The sequence below is a fragment of the Noviherbaspirillum sp. genome, from assembly GCF_035944575.1.
GTDB lineage: Bacteria > Pseudomonadota > Gammaproteobacteria > Burkholderiales > Burkholderiaceae_D > Noviherbaspirillum.
On the sequence record NZ_DASZBA010000015.1, the window covers coordinates 1 to 16,549 of the forward strand.

Annotated in this window: 17 protein-coding genes and 1 pseudogene; 8 read left to right on the plus strand and 10 right to left on the minus strand. The window is 59.3% G+C overall.

Features of this window, described 5'->3' with window-relative positions; translation table 11 throughout:
- Positions 1-2,044, plus strand: a 2,044-nt coding sequence (locus VGU61_RS00815) for a glycogen/starch/alpha-glucan phosphorylase (protein ID WP_326857198.1), incomplete at its 5' end; no start/stop codon positions are given.
- Between the two features lie 419 nt (positions 2,045-2,463).
- Here the strand turns inward: VGU61_RS00815 and VGU61_RS00820 are convergent.
- The 3 genes from VGU61_RS00820 to VGU61_RS00830 form a co-directional block, all read right to left on the minus strand.
- On the minus strand, positions 2,464-3,666 hold the full coding sequence (locus VGU61_RS00820; RefSeq protein WP_326857199.1) for a hypothetical protein: 1,203 nt from the start codon (positions 3,664-3,666) through the stop codon (positions 2,464-2,466).
- Positions 3,667-3,903: 237 nt separating this feature from the next.
- On the minus strand, positions 3,904-4,746 hold the full coding sequence (locus VGU61_RS00825) for a Crp/Fnr family transcriptional regulator (RefSeq protein ID WP_326857200.1): 843 nt from the start codon (positions 4,744-4,746) through the stop codon (positions 3,904-3,906).
- A 287-nt stretch (positions 4,747-5,033) separates the two neighbouring features.
- Positions 5,034-5,423, minus strand: coding sequence for a hypothetical protein (locus VGU61_RS00830; RefSeq protein ID WP_326857201.1), 390 nt, complete (start codon positions 5,421-5,423; stop codon positions 5,034-5,036).
- 245 nt (positions 5,424-5,668) lie between these two features.
- On the opposite strand from VGU61_RS00830, the gene imuA reads away from it, so the two are divergent.
- Genes imuA through VGU61_RS00845 form a run of 3 tightly spaced genes read left to right on the plus strand, consistent with a single transcriptional unit; the run spans position 5,669 to position 11,023 of the window.
- Positions 5,669-6,421: a translesion DNA synthesis-associated protein ImuA gene (imuA, locus tag VGU61_RS00835; protein WP_326857202.1), complete on the plus strand. Its 753-nt coding sequence runs from the start codon at positions 5,669-5,671 to the stop codon at positions 6,419-6,421.
- The gene (locus VGU61_RS00840; RefSeq protein WP_326857203.1) at positions 6,381-7,880 is read left to right on the plus strand and encodes a DNA polymerase Y family protein; all 1,500 of its coding nucleotides are present in this window, start codon (positions 6,381-6,383) and stop codon (positions 7,878-7,880) included. Before imuA ends, VGU61_RS00840 begins: the two co-directional genes overlap by 41 nt.
- 2 nt (positions 7,881-7,882) lie before the next feature.
- Positions 7,883-11,023 (plus strand): error-prone DNA polymerase, encoded by a 3,141-nt coding sequence (locus VGU61_RS00845; protein ID WP_326857204.1) that lies wholly within the window; start codon positions 7,883-7,885, stop codon positions 11,021-11,023.
- 37 nt (positions 11,024-11,060) lie between these two features.
- Here the strand turns inward: VGU61_RS00845 and VGU61_RS00850 are convergent, their stop codons facing one another.
- The 3 genes from VGU61_RS00850 to VGU61_RS00860 all read right to left on the minus strand — a co-directional run bounded on the left by VGU61_RS00850 (position 11,061) and on the right by VGU61_RS00860 (position 12,143).
- The gene (locus VGU61_RS00850; protein ID WP_326857205.1) at positions 11,061-11,345 is read right to left on the minus strand and encodes a hypothetical protein; all 285 of its coding nucleotides are present in this window, start codon (positions 11,343-11,345) and stop codon (positions 11,061-11,063) included.
- Positions 11,346-11,559: 214 nt separating this feature from the next.
- Positions 11,560-11,958 (minus strand): hypothetical protein, encoded by a 399-nt coding sequence (locus tag VGU61_RS00855; protein WP_326857206.1) that lies wholly within the window; start codon positions 11,956-11,958, stop codon positions 11,560-11,562.
- On the minus strand, positions 11,907-12,143 hold the full coding sequence (locus VGU61_RS00860) for a hypothetical protein (RefSeq protein ID WP_326857207.1): 237 nt from the start codon (positions 12,141-12,143) through the stop codon (positions 11,907-11,909). The genes VGU61_RS00855 and VGU61_RS00860 overlap by 52 nt, the downstream gene beginning before the upstream one ends.
- 50 nt (positions 12,144-12,193) lie before the next feature.
- On the opposite strand from VGU61_RS00860, the gene VGU61_RS00865 reads away from it, so the two are divergent.
- A complete protein-coding gene (locus tag VGU61_RS00865) occupies positions 12,194-12,592 on the plus strand; it encodes a CAP domain-containing protein (RefSeq protein WP_326857208.1) in 399 nt (132 codons plus the stop codon).
- A gap of 30 nt (positions 12,593-12,622) precedes the next feature.
- Here the strand turns inward: VGU61_RS00865 and VGU61_RS00870 are convergent, their stop codons facing one another.
- Positions 12,623-13,597 (minus strand): dienelactone hydrolase, encoded by a 975-nt coding sequence (locus tag VGU61_RS00870; protein ID WP_326857209.1) that lies wholly within the window; start codon positions 13,595-13,597, stop codon positions 12,623-12,625.
- A gap of 241 nt (positions 13,598-13,838) precedes the next feature.
- On the opposite strand from VGU61_RS00870, the gene VGU61_RS00875 reads away from it, so the two are divergent.
- From VGU61_RS00875 to VGU61_RS00880, 3 genes and pseudogenes are all read left to right on the plus strand, one after another.
- Positions 13,839-14,477, plus strand: a complete 639-nt coding sequence (locus tag VGU61_RS00875) for a LysE family translocator (protein WP_326857210.1) — start codon at positions 13,839-13,841, stop codon at positions 14,475-14,477.
- Between the two features lie 14 nt (positions 14,478-14,491).
- Positions 14,492-14,680: pseudogene (yidD, locus tag VGU61_RS22595) on the plus strand (membrane protein insertion efficiency factor YidD); the annotation flags it as partial.
- Between the two features lie 40 nt (positions 14,681-14,720).
- On the plus strand, positions 14,721-15,002 hold the full coding sequence (locus VGU61_RS00880; RefSeq protein ID WP_326857211.1) for a hypothetical protein: 282 nt from the start codon (positions 14,721-14,723) through the stop codon (positions 15,000-15,002).
- Here the strand turns inward: VGU61_RS00880 and VGU61_RS00885 are convergent.
- The 3 genes from VGU61_RS00885 to VGU61_RS00895 form a co-directional block, all read right to left on the minus strand.
- Complete coding sequence (locus VGU61_RS00885; protein ID WP_326857214.1) at positions 14,999-15,457, minus strand: HAD family acid phosphatase; 459 nt, start codon at positions 15,455-15,457, stop codon at positions 14,999-15,001. The two genes, VGU61_RS00880 and VGU61_RS00885, sit on opposite strands and share 4 nt — an antisense overlap.
- 49 nt (positions 15,458-15,506) lie before the next feature.
- A complete protein-coding gene (locus VGU61_RS00890) occupies positions 15,507-15,707 on the minus strand; it encodes a hypothetical protein (protein WP_326857212.1) in 201 nt (66 codons plus the stop codon).
- A 71-nt stretch (positions 15,708-15,778) separates the two neighbouring features.
- Positions 15,779-16,549, minus strand: a 771-nt coding sequence (locus VGU61_RS00895; RefSeq protein WP_326857213.1) for an erythromycin esterase family protein, incomplete at its 5' end; no start/stop codon positions are given.

A 16,549-nucleotide genomic window follows, 5' to 3' on the forward strand; every position in this document is an offset into this window, starting at 1 on the left:
TATTCGTTACGACTATGGCATGTTCAGGCAGCAGATCGTCGATGGCCACCAGGTGGAGACGCCGGACTACTGGCTTACCGGCGGCAATCCGTGGGAATTTCCACGGCCGGAAGTGCTGTACCGGGTCCGCTTCGGCGGCCATACCGAGCAGCATGGCGACCAGGTTCGCTGGGTCGGGACCGAGGATGTCCTCGCGATGGCCTATGACACCATCATCCCCGGCTATGCAACGGACACCACCAACACCCTGCGCCTGTGGTCGGCCAAGGCAACCAGCGAAATCGACCTGTCGGCCTTCAACCAGGGGAATTATTTCGGCGCCGTCGAGCACAAAAATCATTCGGAAAACGTCTCCCGTGTACTGTATCCGGACGATTCCACACAGTCCGGGCGCGAATTACGCCTGCGCCAGGAATACTTCTTCGTGTCCGCCAGCATGCAGGACATGATCCATCGTCATCTGGCAACCCATGACGGCTTCGCGCATTTTGCCGACAGCATTGCCGTCCACCTGAACGACACCCATCCGGTGCTCGCGGTACCCGAACTGTTGCGCCTGCTGATGGATGAGCATGGCATTCCCTGGAAGAACGCCTGGGCAATGGCGCAAAAGATTTTTTCCTATACCAATCACACGCTGATGCATGAAGCGCTGGAAACCTGGCCGGTGAACATGCTCGGCCGGGTATTGCCGCGCCATCTGCAGATCATCTTCGACATCAACGCCGAATTCCTGCACAGCGTCACGGCCCAATTCGGTTCCGATATCGACTTGATGCGGCGCCTGTCGCTGGTCGACGAACAGGGCGAGCGCCGGGTGCGCATGGCTTATCTCGCCGTGGTCGCAAGCCACAAGGTGAACGGGGTATCGAAGCTGCATTCCGAGCTGATGAAGCAATCGATCTTCGCCGACTTCGCGAGGGTGTTCCCGGAACGCTTCACCAACAAGACCAACGGCATCACGCCGCGCCGATGGCTGGCACAGGCCAATCCGTCTCTGTCCGCGCTCATCGACCAGCGCATCGGTTCCGCATGGCGTCGCGACCTCGATCGGCTGGCCGAGCTGCGCCCTCTGGCGGAGGATCATGAATTCGTGCAAGCCTGCCGTGATGCAAAGCGCAGCAACAAGCTGCGTCTCGCAAAATGGGTGCAGGACAATCTCGGCATCGCGCTCAATCCGGACTCGTTGTTCGACGTGCAGGTCAAGCGCATCCATGAGTACAAGCGCCAGTTGCTCAACCTCTTGCATGTGATCACCCGTTACAACCGCATCATTGCCAACCCGGATGCTGACTGGATCCCGCGCACCGTGATCTTCGCCGGCAAGGCAGCGTCGGCATATCACATGGCGAAGACGATCATCAAGCTCATTAACGATGTCGCCGTCGTCATCAACAACGATCCACGCGTCGGCGACCGGCTCAAGCTGGTATTCATTCCGAATTACAGCGTGACCCTGGCGGAACTCATCATTCCGGCCGCCGACCTGTCCGAGCAGATCTCACTGGCAGGCACCGAAGCCTCGGGCACCGGCAACATGAAGTTTGCGCTCAATGGCGCATTGACCATCGGGACGCTCGATGGCGCCAACATCGAAATCCTGGAGCAGGTGGGAGAGGACAACATCTTCATTTTCGGCAATACCACGCCGCAGGTGCAGAACATCCGTGTGCATGGCTATCAGCCGCGCCAGTTTTATGAAGCCGATCCGGAGCTGAAACAGGTGCTGGACCAGATCCGCGACGGCCATTTCTCGCCGGGCCAGCCGGATCGCTTCCACCGCGTCTTCGATACGCTGGTCAACTACGGCGACCACTACCTGCTGCTTGCCGATTATGCGAATTATGTCGCGACGCAGGAAGTGGTGGATGATCTTTTCCGGCAGCCGGAACAATGGCACCGGAAAGCCATACTCAACGTGGCCGGGATGGGGATGTTCTCATCCGACCGGGTGATTTCGGAGTATGCGGGCGAGATCTGGCGGAGCGAGCCGGTAGTGTTGGGGGAGGAGTGCGTAGCGTCCAATCGACTTTTCGCCAAGTAATCCCGCGCGCCTGACCGCACACCGCGAAGCGCGGTTTGTTCATTCGTTAGACTACTCGGCATGATCGAGGCCGGAGCATTCGGGGTTGGCCAGGCGCAGTTTTCATCGTAACAGGGCTGCTGCTTTCCGGCAGTCCGGGATCGAGCAGAAGGACATCGACAAAATTCCCGTTTAGGCAAGAAAGAACGACGGTGTGAATGCCTCCTGTTGAAAAGGACTCATGCTGCGATTCCCGGCGGGATCATTCTCCATCGGCAATTCGGAAGGCTACGATAAAGTTTGGCCGTACACATGGTGCGGTATGAGATGTGACGCATTAATATGAATTCAGCGAGATGCAATCTAGCAATGCGCCGATGTCCATTCTCAGTTTTGCAGGTGATACGGTCGACAGGAACAAGCAAGTCGCCTCGAGTCCTTTAGAAATCCCCGACAAAATTCGCATTTACCGCGGGAGCGGTGGCATCGCCCCTGTTCTGCTGCAAGCGTGGCGCGGAAGACACCCTTGCCGCTCTCCAGCCGGCGATCTGTCTCGTCATGCTGCCAAGGATCGATCGCGGAATGCCGCCCACGAATTGCCCGACCGTGTAGAAATCCAACATCATCACCCTGAGCAGGCGGCCGCGCTCGCTGGAATCCGACAGCAGCGATGGCCACAGGGAAGGACAGGCGAGCGGATGGGATGCATGTGCAACGCCTTCGGTCAGGCGACGCACGCCATTCACGCGCGGTGTTGGCTCGATGCTTTCGGCAACGAGGTTGAGGCCGCCCAGCACGGTTGCCGTTACCGATTCGGGGAAATGCGGCACGGCGTCCATCAGGAATACACTGCCCGTGTGCCGGTCAATGCGGGCACGCAGATGGAGGGGGCCGTTGTACGCGCTGGCCCGGCAGAGTTTCATGGCCATCTCTTCCAGTGCGGCATTCGCTACAAAACGTATGCGCGATGCGTTTTTCTCATCCGCTTGCTGGAGCGAAAAAGCGGAGATCTGTCCACGGTCCGCAATCAGATTCATGGAAATGTCGCTGCCGTCGATATGTGCCTGGCAAACGAGCGCGCCATGCTGGAAGGCGGAATGGAGCACCGTCTTTTCCAGATCATCCCTATCGTGAATGATCCGTGTCACGGGCGTGTCGCCTGGCGTGGCCGTCCGGATGACGAACGGCACGCCGAGCCGTGATGCGATGGCGGAAAAGTCGAGTTCCGCCGCGGCTTTGAAGACGCATGTCGCTGGGACCGGCAGAAGCTGCTGTTTGCAGAATTGATGAAACAGCCGCGCGTCCTGCAAGGTATTGATGGTGGCTGAATCGGGAACGGGCACGATCTTCAGCGGCAGCCGGCTGCGCATGCGGTTGGTCAGGCGCATGGCGTCGGGATCGGAGGGCACGAGCACCATGTGCGGCGTTCTTTTGATCAGGCTGTGCACCATGCTGACAAATAAATCGTCGTCGCTGCCATCGAAATTGAGTGTGCTGTGACCTTCGCAGAGACTGGACCAGCGCAATCCGGCGGTCGCTTCCGATCCGATGACCACGGCCTTGGCATCAGTGAAGGTGCGGATCGACTGGAGTACGCTGACCACCACCGCTTTTGTATTGCCGACGACGATAAAATTAATCATGTATGGACACGCCTTGCTGAAGTAAATGATGTGGACGTTTATGTATGTGCCGCATCAATCTTAGTTGGCCGTATTCAATGGATTTTGATGCTTCGCAATCCTCTTTCCGGTCAGTACGAAAATTTTGGGAAGACGAAATGTGATGTGCAACGCAGCCATGGTCACCAACGAAATCATGTCGATAAAAAGCAATGGCCCGACATGCATCGGGCCATTGCTTTCAGTGCGGTACTGCTATCAGGCCGCAGCCAGATCGCATGCGTCGTCCGACGCCTTCGCAATGGTCTGCTTTGCACGTGCCTTGGACGGCGGCAGGCGGCGCAGGGTGCGCAGTGTTTCAGGATCCTTGATTTCGATGGCGCGCTGATCAACCGAAATCAGGCCGATGGCATTGAATGCCGAAAATGAGCGGCTTACCGTTTCGAGCGTCAGGCCCAGATAGCTGCCGATTTCCTGGCGTGTCATGCGCAGGTTGAACTGCTTGCCGGAGTAACCCATTTTTGTGAAGCGGTCCGACAGCATCATAAGGAAGCGTGCCACGCGTGCTTCCGCGCTCAGCGAACCGAGCATGCTGACCATCGCCTGTTCGCGGACCAGTTCACGGCTCATGACGCCGAACACCGATGTTTCCAGGTCAGGGTATTTTCTGCCGAGGGCAGTCAGTGCCTTGAACGGAACGAGAATCACATCGCAGCTTGTGAGCGCGACGGTTTCCGATGCGTACTGTTTTGAGTGGATTCCATCGATGCCGAACATGTCGCCCTTCATCGGGAAGCTCAGCACTTGTTCGTTGCCGAACTCATCGATCAGCACGGACTTCAGGAAACCGGAGTTGACGATGTACAGCATATCGAACGGCTGGCCGATGGTGTGCACGCGCTGACCCGCCTTGAACTGAACGTGCTGGAACGAAACGCTGTCCTCGCTTCCCAGGCCCGTCGATGGGATATGCAGCAGTTCGCATACTTCTTTCAGGCTCGACCAAAGTTTTCCATATTTGTTTGTAGCATTGCCGAACTGGGATGGTGCGTTGGTTGCAGCAGCATTGGAATTTGTCTGGGGCAGTTGAGCGATCAGCATATTTTTCTCGATGAGTATGGTTATGTTCAGTTGATGCGCCACGCCGTTTCTGGGTGGAAGCAAGTGTGTGCATTATGTCTACTTGCGATAGGGAAGGAAATCAGCGTAAGGATGATTTAACGTTAAGACTAAAATCCATCGCTGTAGGAATATTCCGAACGAGTTTCTGCTATGTCATGTACATGACAAACATTTTCCTTCCTTCTGGAAAAACTCGATGGATCTGTTGCCGCTCCAAACCAAAGATATTTGCAGCACATCGTCGCGGCTTCAGCAAACCGCATTCTTCATGCAGTATTTGCAGGCGGGTTCGCAGAGGGCTGCGCGGATGGAGCCGGTGGTGCGACATCGGCATCTGCGCGATTAAGGCTGATGGTGATGCTCCTGTGCTGACGCACCAATTGCATGACCTCCCGCCATTTTTCAACATCCTTCATCAAGGCCGCTTCCGATTGCTCAAGTTCTTCGATGCGCTTGTTGCATTCCGCAACTTCCGATTGCAACTGCGTGATCGTATGCGCGGCTTTTTCAACCAGCGCCACCAGATCGTCAAGCGTGGCCGCAGGACGATCCTGTTTTCCTTCTGACTTTTCTTTCATTGCATGCCTGAATAATGACCGTGTGGCATTAGGCGGGGAGAAGCCTCGCCAGTTCCGCCAATGGGCAACAAAACCCATGCATATGTAAGCACAGGTAATGCGCTGCGATTGACTTCCGGGTACGGCATGGGAATGAGGCGCCACACCTTAGATAAATCTCAATATTTTTAAGACGAATTGCATAGTTTCTGCAGTGCATCATAGCTATTTGTACTGTATATTTGTACAGTATCCAAATGATCACTCATTCACGTGAGAAAACCGTGCATTCCCGTTCTCTTTTGTTCGACAGCGAGCCGCCTTCTTCCGCTCAAACATCCGCAATGGCCATGTCATCCGGACTGCCGGATACGGTCTGGCATGCGGACGCACTCGGCAGCAGCCATGTGCCTGGTATCTCGACCGGACATGCGCGCCTGGACCAGGAGCTGCCGGGCGGAGGCTGGCCGCCTTCGGTTCTGACCGAATTGCTCTGGGCACAACATGGTGGCGGTGAATTCCGCCTGCTGGCGCCGGTGCTGGCGGCCCTGTCCGCCGCCGGCAAGGCCATCATTCTTCTGGCGCCCCCCCAGCAGGTATTCGCCCCGGCAATGGCGCAACTCGGGATCGACCTGAAATCAATTTTGCTGGTGCGGTCGGAAAAGCCGGCCGACCGGCTGTGGGCAACAGAACAAATTCTGAAAAGTGCGCATTTCGGCGCCTTGCTGTGCTGGCTTCCGCAAGCCAGGCATGACCATCTGCGCCGCCTGCAACTGGCTGCCGGCAATACGGAGGGGCTCAGCTTTGTTTTCCGGCCGGCCGCCGCGCAAGGCGAGTCTTCGCCTGCGCCCCTGCGGCTGCTGTGCCAGGCCGGGCCCGGCGGGCAGATCGCGGTGGACGTCATCAAGCGCCGCGGTCCGGCCGCGAGCGCGCCTGTCATGCTCGACGCCCGATTGCCCAGGGCGATCGCCCGTCACATCAGAAAAATAACCGGCAGGGGCGATGCTTCCCGCGATGCGCCTGCTTCCGATTCCATTTCTCCCATCAACGTTGCCCATGCTGTGGATCGCCCTGTACCTGCCCGAACTGCCGCTTGATCTCGCAAGCCGGCGCTGGCCGCAGGCATTGCGCGACAGCCTCAATCGCAGCATCCCGCTGGCAGTGACGGAAGCGCGGCGCATCGGCTGGCTCAATGCGCGCGCGCAGGAAGTCGGCATCCTTCCCGGCATGATGGACAGTAGCGCGCATGAGCGTGCAGCCGATGTCGTGCTGATCCCGCGCGATCCGGCGGCCGAGGCGGAAGCCGTGAAAGAGGCCGCATTCTGGGCGCTCCATTTCACGCCGCAGGTCAGCCTGCTGTCCAACGGCCTGCTGCTCGATGTCTCGGCCAGCCTTCGCCTGTTCGGCGGCGGCGAAGCGCTGGCGCTGCAACTGCGCGACGGCATCCGGGAACTCGGCTTCACCCTGAAGCTGGCGAGCGCACCCACCGCCACCGCCGCCTGGCTGTTTGCCCGGCATGCCGATGCATCGCACGCGGACGGCGCATCGCTCTCATCGCAGCTCGGAAGCCTGCCGGTCGCCTTGATGGCGTCGGTGCAACCGCATCTCGCCACGATGGATCTGATCGGCTGCCGGACCATCGGCCAATTGCAGGCCCTGCCGCGCCCGGGCATCGTCCGCCGCTTCGGCAAGGAGGTGCTGGCCGAACTCGACAGGGCGTTCGGCCTCGAACCCGAAGTCCATCCATGGTTCGAGCCGCCCGCCACGTTTGCCGCCAGACTGGAGCTGCCGTCCCGCGTCGAGACGACGGATGCGCTGCTGTTCGCCGCGCGCCGCCTGCTGATGCAGATGAGCGGCTGGCTGGTGGCGCGGCATGCTGCGGTGTCGCGCTTCTGCCTGCAGCTGCATCATGAAAGCGTGCGCCACGGCAGCCAGGCGTCGGCGGTGACCCCGGTGGCGATTGTCCTCGGTAGTCCCAGCCGTGATCTGGCGCACCTGACGCTGCTGCTGCAGGAGCATCTCGCAAGAATCACGCTCACCGCGTCGGTCATCGAGCTCTCGCTGCAGGCGGACGACATCGTCCAGCTTGCCGCGCCCAATACGGAACTCTTTCCTTCACATGCCGGCCAGGCGGAGTCGATCGGGCGGCTGGTCGAGCGTCTGACGAGCCGGCTCGGCGAGGACGCGGTCAGCCGGTTGCTGATTGCCGGCGATCACAGGCCCGAGCGCAGTTCGATCACCATCCCGGCGCACCGCATGCCGGCCATGCCTAAAGGGCATGCCGGCCTGGAAGACGCGTTTCCACCGCGCCCGAGCTGGCTGCTGCCGGAGCCGATCGCCCTGCCGGTAAGGGAAGGCATGCCGTTTTACCAGAGCGTGCTGGTGCTGCTGGATGGTCCGGAACGCATCGAGGCCGGCTGGTGGGACGATGCGCCGGTCACGCGCGATTACTTCATCGCCTGCAACGAGTTTCATCTGCTGCTGTGGATCTACCGGGAACGGCTGATCTTCGGTTCGGCGGATGATGCCTGGTTCCTGCACGGTTTCTTCGGCTGACCATGTCGACACCGTTGCCGGCGTATGCCGAACTGCATTGCCTGTCCAACTTCACCTTTCTGCGCGGCGCATCCCATCCGGAAGAACTGGTGGACCGTGCGGTCCGGCTCGATTACACGGCGCTGGCGATCACCGATGAATGCTCGCTGGCCGGCGTGGTGCGGGCGCATGTGGAAGCGAAAAAATACGAATTCCATCTGATCATCGGCAGCGAAGTGACGCTGTCGTGCGGCATGAAGCTGGTGCTGCTGGTTGCCAACCGCAACGGCTACGGCAATCTCTCGGAATGGATCACGCTCGGTCGCCGCCGCGCCCCCAAGGGCAACTACGAGTTGCATCGAACCGATATCGATGCGCCGGCAGCCGGGATCGCGCATCTGCATCGTCTTCCGGATTGCCTTGCGCTTTTCGTCCCCGACAGGAAGGCGGGCGACGATGCATTGGCGGAGCAGGCGGCGTGGCTTGCATCGGTATTTGAAGGACGGGCCTGGATCGCGGTGGAAGTGCTGCACGGCGGCGATGACAGCCTGTGGCTGGAGCGGATGCACCGGATGGCGGCGCAGCATGGCCTGCCGATGGTGGCCGCCGGCGACGTCCATATGCATGTGCGCTCGCGCAAGCCCTTGCAGGACATGCTCACCGCCACCCGGCTCGGCAAGCCGCTGGCCGAGTGCGGGATGGCACTGCAGCCGAACGCGGAACGGCACCTGCGGCAACGCCAGCGCCTGGCGCGTCTCTATCCGCGCGCATTGCTGGAAAACACGCTCGATGTCGCGGCACGCTGCACTTTCTCGCTGGACGAGCTGCGTTATGAATACCCGGAGGAGATCGTGCCGCCGGGGGAGATCCTGTCGACTTACCTGCGGCGGCTCACCTACGAAGGTGCAACCGAACGCTTTCCGAAAGGGTTGCCGGCGTCCATCCAGAATCAGATCGAGGAAGAGCTGACCCTGATCGCCTATATGTCCTACGAGCCGTATTTCCTGACGGTGTATGACATCGTGCGGTTTGCGCGAAGCAGGGGCATCCTGTGCCAGGGCAGGGGGTCCGCGGCCAATTCGGCGGTGTGTTATTGCCTGCATATCACCGAGGTCGATCCGATGCGCGGCAACCTGCTGTTCGGCCGCTTCATCTCGAAAGAGCGCAACGAACCGCCGGATATCGATGTCGACTTCGAGCATGAACGGCGGGAAGAGGTCATGCAGTACATCTACCAGAAATACGGCCGCCACCGCGCCGCGCTGACGGCGGCCCTGATCACCTACCGGCCGCGTTCGGCGCTCAAGGATGTCGGCAAGGCGCTCGGCCTCGATTATGAACAGGTGAACCGCCTGTCGGCATCGCATCATTGGTGGGATGGCAGGAAGATCAGCCCGGAGCGCCTGCAGGAGCATGGGCTGGACATCGAATCCCCCATCGTGCAGAAGCTGATCATGCTCACCCAATCGCTGATCGGCTTCCCGCGCCACCTGTCGCAGCACAGCGGCGGCTTCGTCATCGCACGAGACAGCCTGGCGCGGCTGGTGCCGATCGAGAACGCGGCGATGGCGGAGCGCAGCGTTATCCAGTGGGACAAGGACGACCTCGATGCGATCGGCCTGCTCAAGGTCGATGTGCTGGCGCTAGGCATGCTGTCCGCGCTCAGCCGCGCGCTCGACTTCATCGGTGAGCGCAGGGGCGAAACATTCTCCTTGCAGGACATCCCGCCGGAAGACCCGGCCACCTACCGGATGATCTGCAAGGCGGATACCGTCGGCGTGTTCCAGATCGAATCGCGGGCACAGATGTCGATGCTGCCGCGACTGAAACCGAAGAAATTCTATGACCTGGTGGTAGAAGTCGCGATCGTGCGTCCCGGTCCGATACAGGGCGGCATGGTGCACCCCTACCTGAAGCGGCGGCAGGGACTGGAGCCGGTGTCGTACCCCAGCGACGCCGTGCGCACCGCGCTGGAGCGCACGCTCGGCGTCCCTATCTTCCAGGAGCAGGTCATGCAGATCGCGATCCTCGCCGCCGGATTCACGCCGGGCGAAGCGGACAGCCTGCGGCGCGCCATGGCCGCCTGGAAAAGAAAGGGGGAGGTCGACAAGTTCTATGAGCGCATCATCAACGGCATGAAGGAGCGCGGCTATGACGAGGAATTCGCGCAGCAGATCTTCCGGCAGATAGAAGGCTTTGGTGAATATGGCTTTCCCGAATCGCATGCGGCAAGCTTCGCATTGCTGGTGTATGCCTCGGCCTGGATCAAATGCCACGAGCCCGCGATATTTCTCGCCGCGCTGCTCAATGCGCAGCCGCTGGGATTTTATTCCCCCTCGCAACTGGTGCAGGATGCGAAGCGGCATGGCGTCCAGGTCCGACCGCCGGATGTCAACATCAGCGACTGGGATTGCACGCTGGAGGAGCGCATCCAGCCATACTCTCAGGAGGGTTCGCAGCCTGCGGTGCGTCTTGGCTTGCGGCTAATAAAAGGTCTCCCGGCTGACGCGGCCTCGCGCATCACGGAAGTCCGCGCGATCGCTCTCTTCACCAGCGTGGACGATCTGGTGCAACGCGCCGAGCTGTCGGTACAGGAAACCCAGGCTCTGGCACACGCCAATGCGCTGCTCGGTCTGACCGGGCACCGCCGGCAGGCGGCATGGCAGGTCGCCGGCATGCTGCCGACGACGAAACTGCTCAAAAACGCCCGCTTGCCGGATGACGGCATCGCATTGCCGCAGGCAAGCGAAGGGAAGGAAATCGTCGCCGATTACCAGAGCATCGGACTGACGCTCAACCGTCACCCGTTGGCGCTGCTGCGCGAGAAATTCAGGAAAATGAACCTGTCGACGGCGCAGGAAATGAAATCCTTCGCCAACGGCAAACTCGCCCGCACCACCGGACTGGTCACCGTGCGCCAGCGTCCGCCCACCGCGAGCGGCACCATGTTCGTCACGCTGGAGGACGAGACCGGCGTCACCAATGTCATCATCTGGCCGGCGCTGCTGGAGAAGCAGCGCAAGGAAATCCTGAATGCCTACCTGATGACGGTCTACGGCATCTGGCAGCGCGAAGGCGACGTCACGCACCTCATCGCCAAGCGGGTGGTGGATCACTCGACGATGCTGGGGGAATTGACGACGAAGAGCAGGGATTTCAAATGACGATCGGCAGGAAGGAGCGGCGCTCGAATGCATATTGTCAAACGAGCCGCGCTGAATGCGTGCGAATCGGAATCGTTCGGTCATCGACACTTGCAGTAAGAATCTCGATCAGTCCCAGGTAGTATTCATCGCTTGATATCTCGCCAAAGCTATGGCGGTCACACAAAGCCCAAAATTGTTTTTCCCTCTTGTTCTGGATTGCATGCCGGGAAACGATGGAGTGGATTGCCGCCGCACGGGTGTTATCCATCGTTTCAGGGGCGCGCGCCGCTCTAAACTCCTCGATCAATCTAGTGGCTTCTTCGCGTGTGAAAGGATTCATGACCGATGGCTTTCAAATGCAATCATTTCCATGAAGCATACGTGAGTGGCAGCCAGCATTCGATCATTCCGATCGTAACCAGAAGCAATATCTGTTACAAAGTTTAGAGTGCCGGCGAAACAAGCAAATAGTCAGCTACAAGCCGGGTGGCTGAGGTATCGGGTCCTAGGGTAGTTAAGTCAGAAAAGACCCATCCCTGCGTATGTACTCCTGATCAGGACCGGCCATAGCCGAAATGACACGCTTCGGTCAATCTGTATTTCCATTTGTTAATAACTTCTTTGAACCATTTCCTTGACGCAACTCTCTTAGCGTACGTCTGGCCGTTGGAGCGCCAGCGATATGTTTTAAGGGGACATGAATTGAAGAAGTTGATGAAGCGTCGTATTCCGGAAGCAGTAATTTCCACCATTTGCGCAACACTGCTGCTAACCGCGTGCGGGGGAGGCGGTGATGGGGCAGGCATTGAAAATAATGCTGCTGCGCCTGCAGCCGGAAATGGAACCTCGGTGATCAGCACCGAGGAAGAACTGGCCCTGGCTCGCGCAGAAGGCAACCAAATCAATATGCCTGCCGAAGCGGATGCCGCATCCGCGCCGATGGAACCTGCCATGACCGCTGAGCAGGGCGCGGAAACGGCACCATACTTCCAGTGGATCTGGCCGACCGCCACCTCGCCATGGAGAACGCCGGCACCGGCACCAGCACCAGCACCGGCACCGGCACCGGCACCAGCACCAGCACCAGCACCAGCACCAGCACCAGCACCAGCACCAGCACCTGCACCTGTTGTCGCATCACTCCCAGCCGCAACCACCTGTTCCCTGCCGAATTTTCAGCAGGAGATCATGCGCCTCATCAATGAAGCGCGCGCCGGCAGCCGGTATTGCGGGTCGACCTTGTATCAGCCGGCCAGGGCGCTGACGTGGAACAGCAAATTGTTCAACGCGGCGGCCGGTCATTCAACCGACATGGCCGTGAACAATTATTTTTCGCACACCAGCAAGGATGGCCGCACCGCGAGTCAGCGGGTGACTGCCGCCGGTTACAGCTGGCGTACCACGGGAGAGAATATTGCGGCCGGCCAGAGAACGATTCAGGACGTCATGAACGGCTGGATGGGCAGTCCCGGACACTGCGCCAATATCATGAATCCAAACTTTACCGAAGTAGGCGTCGCCTGCGCGCAGAACAGTGCCTCGACTTACAAGCAGTACTGGACAATGAGCCTGGCAGCGCCGCGCTGATCTCCCGGATACAGGTCTTCGACTTGGCCGCTAGCGCATTTTTTCCTTGAAAAACGCGACTACCGCACTGTTGAACCGCGCATGAAACGCTGACCTGTTGAAGCCTGGACTGCTCGCGCAGATGTTCGGCGCGATTGCAGCCAGGCGCTCGCTGCAGGGCGCAAGAAAATCGAAGTGCCCGGCATCGGAAACGACATGGTATTCCGGTGCGACGGGCAGGTCATTCCGGACCGCTTCGGCGTACCACGGATGCGGGAGCACGGTATCGTTTTCCGCTCTCCAGAGCTGTATCGGCACACTTACTTCACGTAAACCGGCCTTTCCGAACGTGAAGCCCAGCGCCGGTGCCGCAATGACAGCAGCCCGCACCCGATTGTCCTTGAGGCCTGCGGATGGCGTTAATTCGATCTGGGGCAGGTTAGTCTTGTTCTGTGCGAGCAATTCACACGCGAAATCGCCGCGATGTGTCGAGCAATGCGGGCCGACCAGCGAAAGGTCGGGCTTTCCGCCAATCGTTACCAGCGCGGTGAAACCGCCAGCGGAAAAACCGTACATGCCAATGCGAGCGGAATCGATACGTTCTTTCCCGGACCATTCCGAAAGCATATAGTCGATCACCCGGCTGATATGCTTCGGTCGGTTCAGGATGAAAACTGCCTTGCTTTGATCGGCATGGTTGTCGCCGGGATGCGTCAGGGCCGCGACCACGAAACCGGCATCGGCCAAAGCCAGGGCAGTGTCGTAATGTCCGAGAGACGATCCGCCCGTGCCATGCGAAATCACAACAAGCGGCAACGAAGTCCCTTCAACCTTTCCACCTATGGCGACATCTTGACGATATGGCCCCATGGTGTTGCTGCTCGGCGTCGCCGTGCTGGGATACCAGACCGCGACCTGTATCGGACCGTCGGAGGAATTGTCTACCTTGACCATCTGAAAGCCGGCCGCATGTGCGCTAGTTATCCACGAGAACAGGAGAAAAAATGCGGTAAAGGAGATTTTCATGCGGCGCCCGATGGGTAAGTAAGCAGGGAACGCGCATAGTGGCATGAACTAATTGTGAAAACAACATCGCCAGAGTTCGAAGGGAATGCCGGGCCTGTTCACCCTGGCAGGGCAGCAGGGAAGAGCGCCATGTAGTATTGCCAATACCCATGCAGCGTGGCAGCATGCGAACCATATTTGCCGTGCTTTTGTACTTCCGCCTCGGAAGTGTCCGAATCCTTTCTGCTTGTCCGGAGTCCTTGTGTCCCTTCAAACCTGGCTGCTCTATGCAGCGGCAGTTTTTGTCCTTACCGTGACGCCCGGCCCAAGCGTTCTGATGTGTGTCACCAGCGGCGTCAATCATGGGGCTCGCCGCACCTTTTTCGCAGCCATCGGCAGTGTTACTGCCGTCGTGGGCATCATGGCATGCTCGGCGATCGGGATAGGCGCGCTGCTTGCCGCGTCGTCGACGCTGTTCCATGTGATCAAGTGGTTTGGCGTTGCCTACCTTGTCTACATAGGGATCACGACCCTTCGTTCCACTACATCCAGTTTCGAGTTGCCCTCGCAGGGCGGCCAGGGTGGAAGCCGAATCGGGCTGTATGTAAAAGGATTTCTTATCGGCGCAAGCAATCCCAAGGCGCTGCTTTTCTTCACCGCGTTCTTCCCGCAATTCATCAATCCGGCGGCTGCGCAGCTACCGCAATTCGCAGTACTGGGCGCCACCTTCGTCTGCTTCGAATTGTTCTGGCTGATGTTCTATGCCACCTTTGCGTCGCGGCTCGGCCCGTGGCTGCGCGTCAGCGGGCGGGCGAAGGTTTTCAATCGTCTGTCCGGCCTGACGTTCATCGGCGCAGGCGCGCTTCTGGCGACTGTAAAGCGCGCTTCCAGAGATGTTTGAGCGCGTCGCTTTGCATGCGTTACCTCCTTCTTTTCGCCATCCGTTTCTATCAGAAGTATTTATCGCCGCTTAAGGGTTTTTGCTGTGCGTACCGGGCGCATACCGGTCGCCGGGGATGCTCCGTGCTTGGGCTCAGGGCCGTGCGGCGCTTCGGAACGCTGCATGGCCTTTCGGTGTTGCGCAGACGCCTTTATCTGTGCGGCGTTGCTCATCGGCGTTATGCGTTTTCCTGCAATCCGCCGCATGAACAGCCGCAACAGCGGCGTCCGCATAGAAGCCAGCGCGGAGATTGCGACTTCGGATGTGATCTGCCATGCGGTGCCGGAGCGGGTAAATCCTGTTTTGTCGACGCCGACTTCATTGGCTGCTGTGATTGCGGAGGCTGTGATTGGCCTGATCGCAACCGCAAGGGAGATGAACCGGAGCAGTATGTTCATATACCGCCGAACCGCGCCCGGAGTACGTAACCGCAACTCTTGGCATTACGACGCAAAGACGGCGCGAAGGAATGACAGGGACGTCTAGAAATCTCCCGGCGCAACCTGTGCACAAACCAGTCCGGCGAGGCGCCACATCGCGACAACCTTGTCCCGGTCATCAAACACCATCATCACCCGCTGCCTGGGCAAGGTGCCATTGACCAGCCACTGGCGCTTGAGGAGATCGTCCGGGCGCTTGTCGCCCGCGCTGCGCATGACGAGCTGGTGATAGGGCACGTCATGCTGGCGCAGCCAGGCGATGGTTTGCTCCCGCACTTCGTCCGATCGTCCGCTGACGATCCATATCTCGTGGCCACGATGATGCAGCGACCGCAGCACCTCGATGATCGGTGTATTCGGCGGGTCATCGACACAGGCGGCAAAGTAGGCGTGCCAATCCTTCTTCCTGCCCTCCAGGAAGTGGAAGCGATGCTCCACAAGAGCGATCGTGCCGTCCAGGTCGAACAGCACGACATCTTTCTTCAACGTGTTTTTCTCGATAGCCGTCTCCTTGAAAAACCACTGCTAGCCGTGTCAACCGACGGGCATCTTACGGAGAAACAGGATCGTCAGGATCCGGATTCACCGGCCTCAGCTTGTCCATGTCCTCGCGATTGACGCGATGCGGACGGTGCGGATCTTCCGCTGGTTCGTCTTCAGGCAGAATATGCTGGTCACCGGACTGCTTCTGCTGCATTTCGAAGCGATCGGCCGCCTGGGTACGGTTGCGGTTCGGGTGTGTCATGGTCATGATCATCTCCTTGAGGTGAGAGAACGATTGACGTGGTCCATGGAGTGAAGTTCAACTGATTGGCCCTGCGGTCACATACCGGATGGATAGGTGTCCGGTATCTCATCATGCTGCCAGTGCATCGTGTGGTCGAGGGGATGTAGCGCCGTGGTTTCTTCGATGTGGATGACCGCATCGAATTGTTTCGCCAGATCGGCATCGAAGTAATGGCTGAGGCGCTCGCTTTCCGGCAGATAAATCACGCCGATGGCGCGCTCGAGTCGGCGTCCCTCAAGCGCCCTGATCACATTCCTGTTGTTACGGATCGGCAAAACAAAATTGCCGATACCAAGATCGTGGAACAGGCGCTCGAAGCTGTTCGGCATTGATGGGCGCACGCGCTTCAATTCCGCCGGCGCATCCCACTCCGACGCTGCGGTAACCGTGCCGGTGTGGGTTGTGAATCCGAGTAAAAAGCTCTGCTCGGTACCGTACCTCTCCCGGACAAGCTGCCCGAGATTCAGTTCGCCGTGATCGCCCATTTCCGTCGCCCGGGCATCGCCCAGATGGGAATTGTGTGCCCAGACGACGATTTTCGCGGGCCGGCCTTTCTGCCGCCCGATATGTTCACGTAACGCGTCCAGGGTTTCCGCCATGTGCGAGTCGCGCTGGTTCCATGATTCGTTTCGCCCAAGGAACATGGCGCGGTAATAGCTTTCCGCATTGGCCGCGACGCGTGCATTCTGCTGAGCGTAAAACAGCTCATCCATGGCCGCTGCATCGCCGGCTGGCAGATTCTGTCCTGCCTCTTCCGACAGGGCAACGAGCTGCTTGATCACTTCCTCTTCGCAATCCTTCTTCAT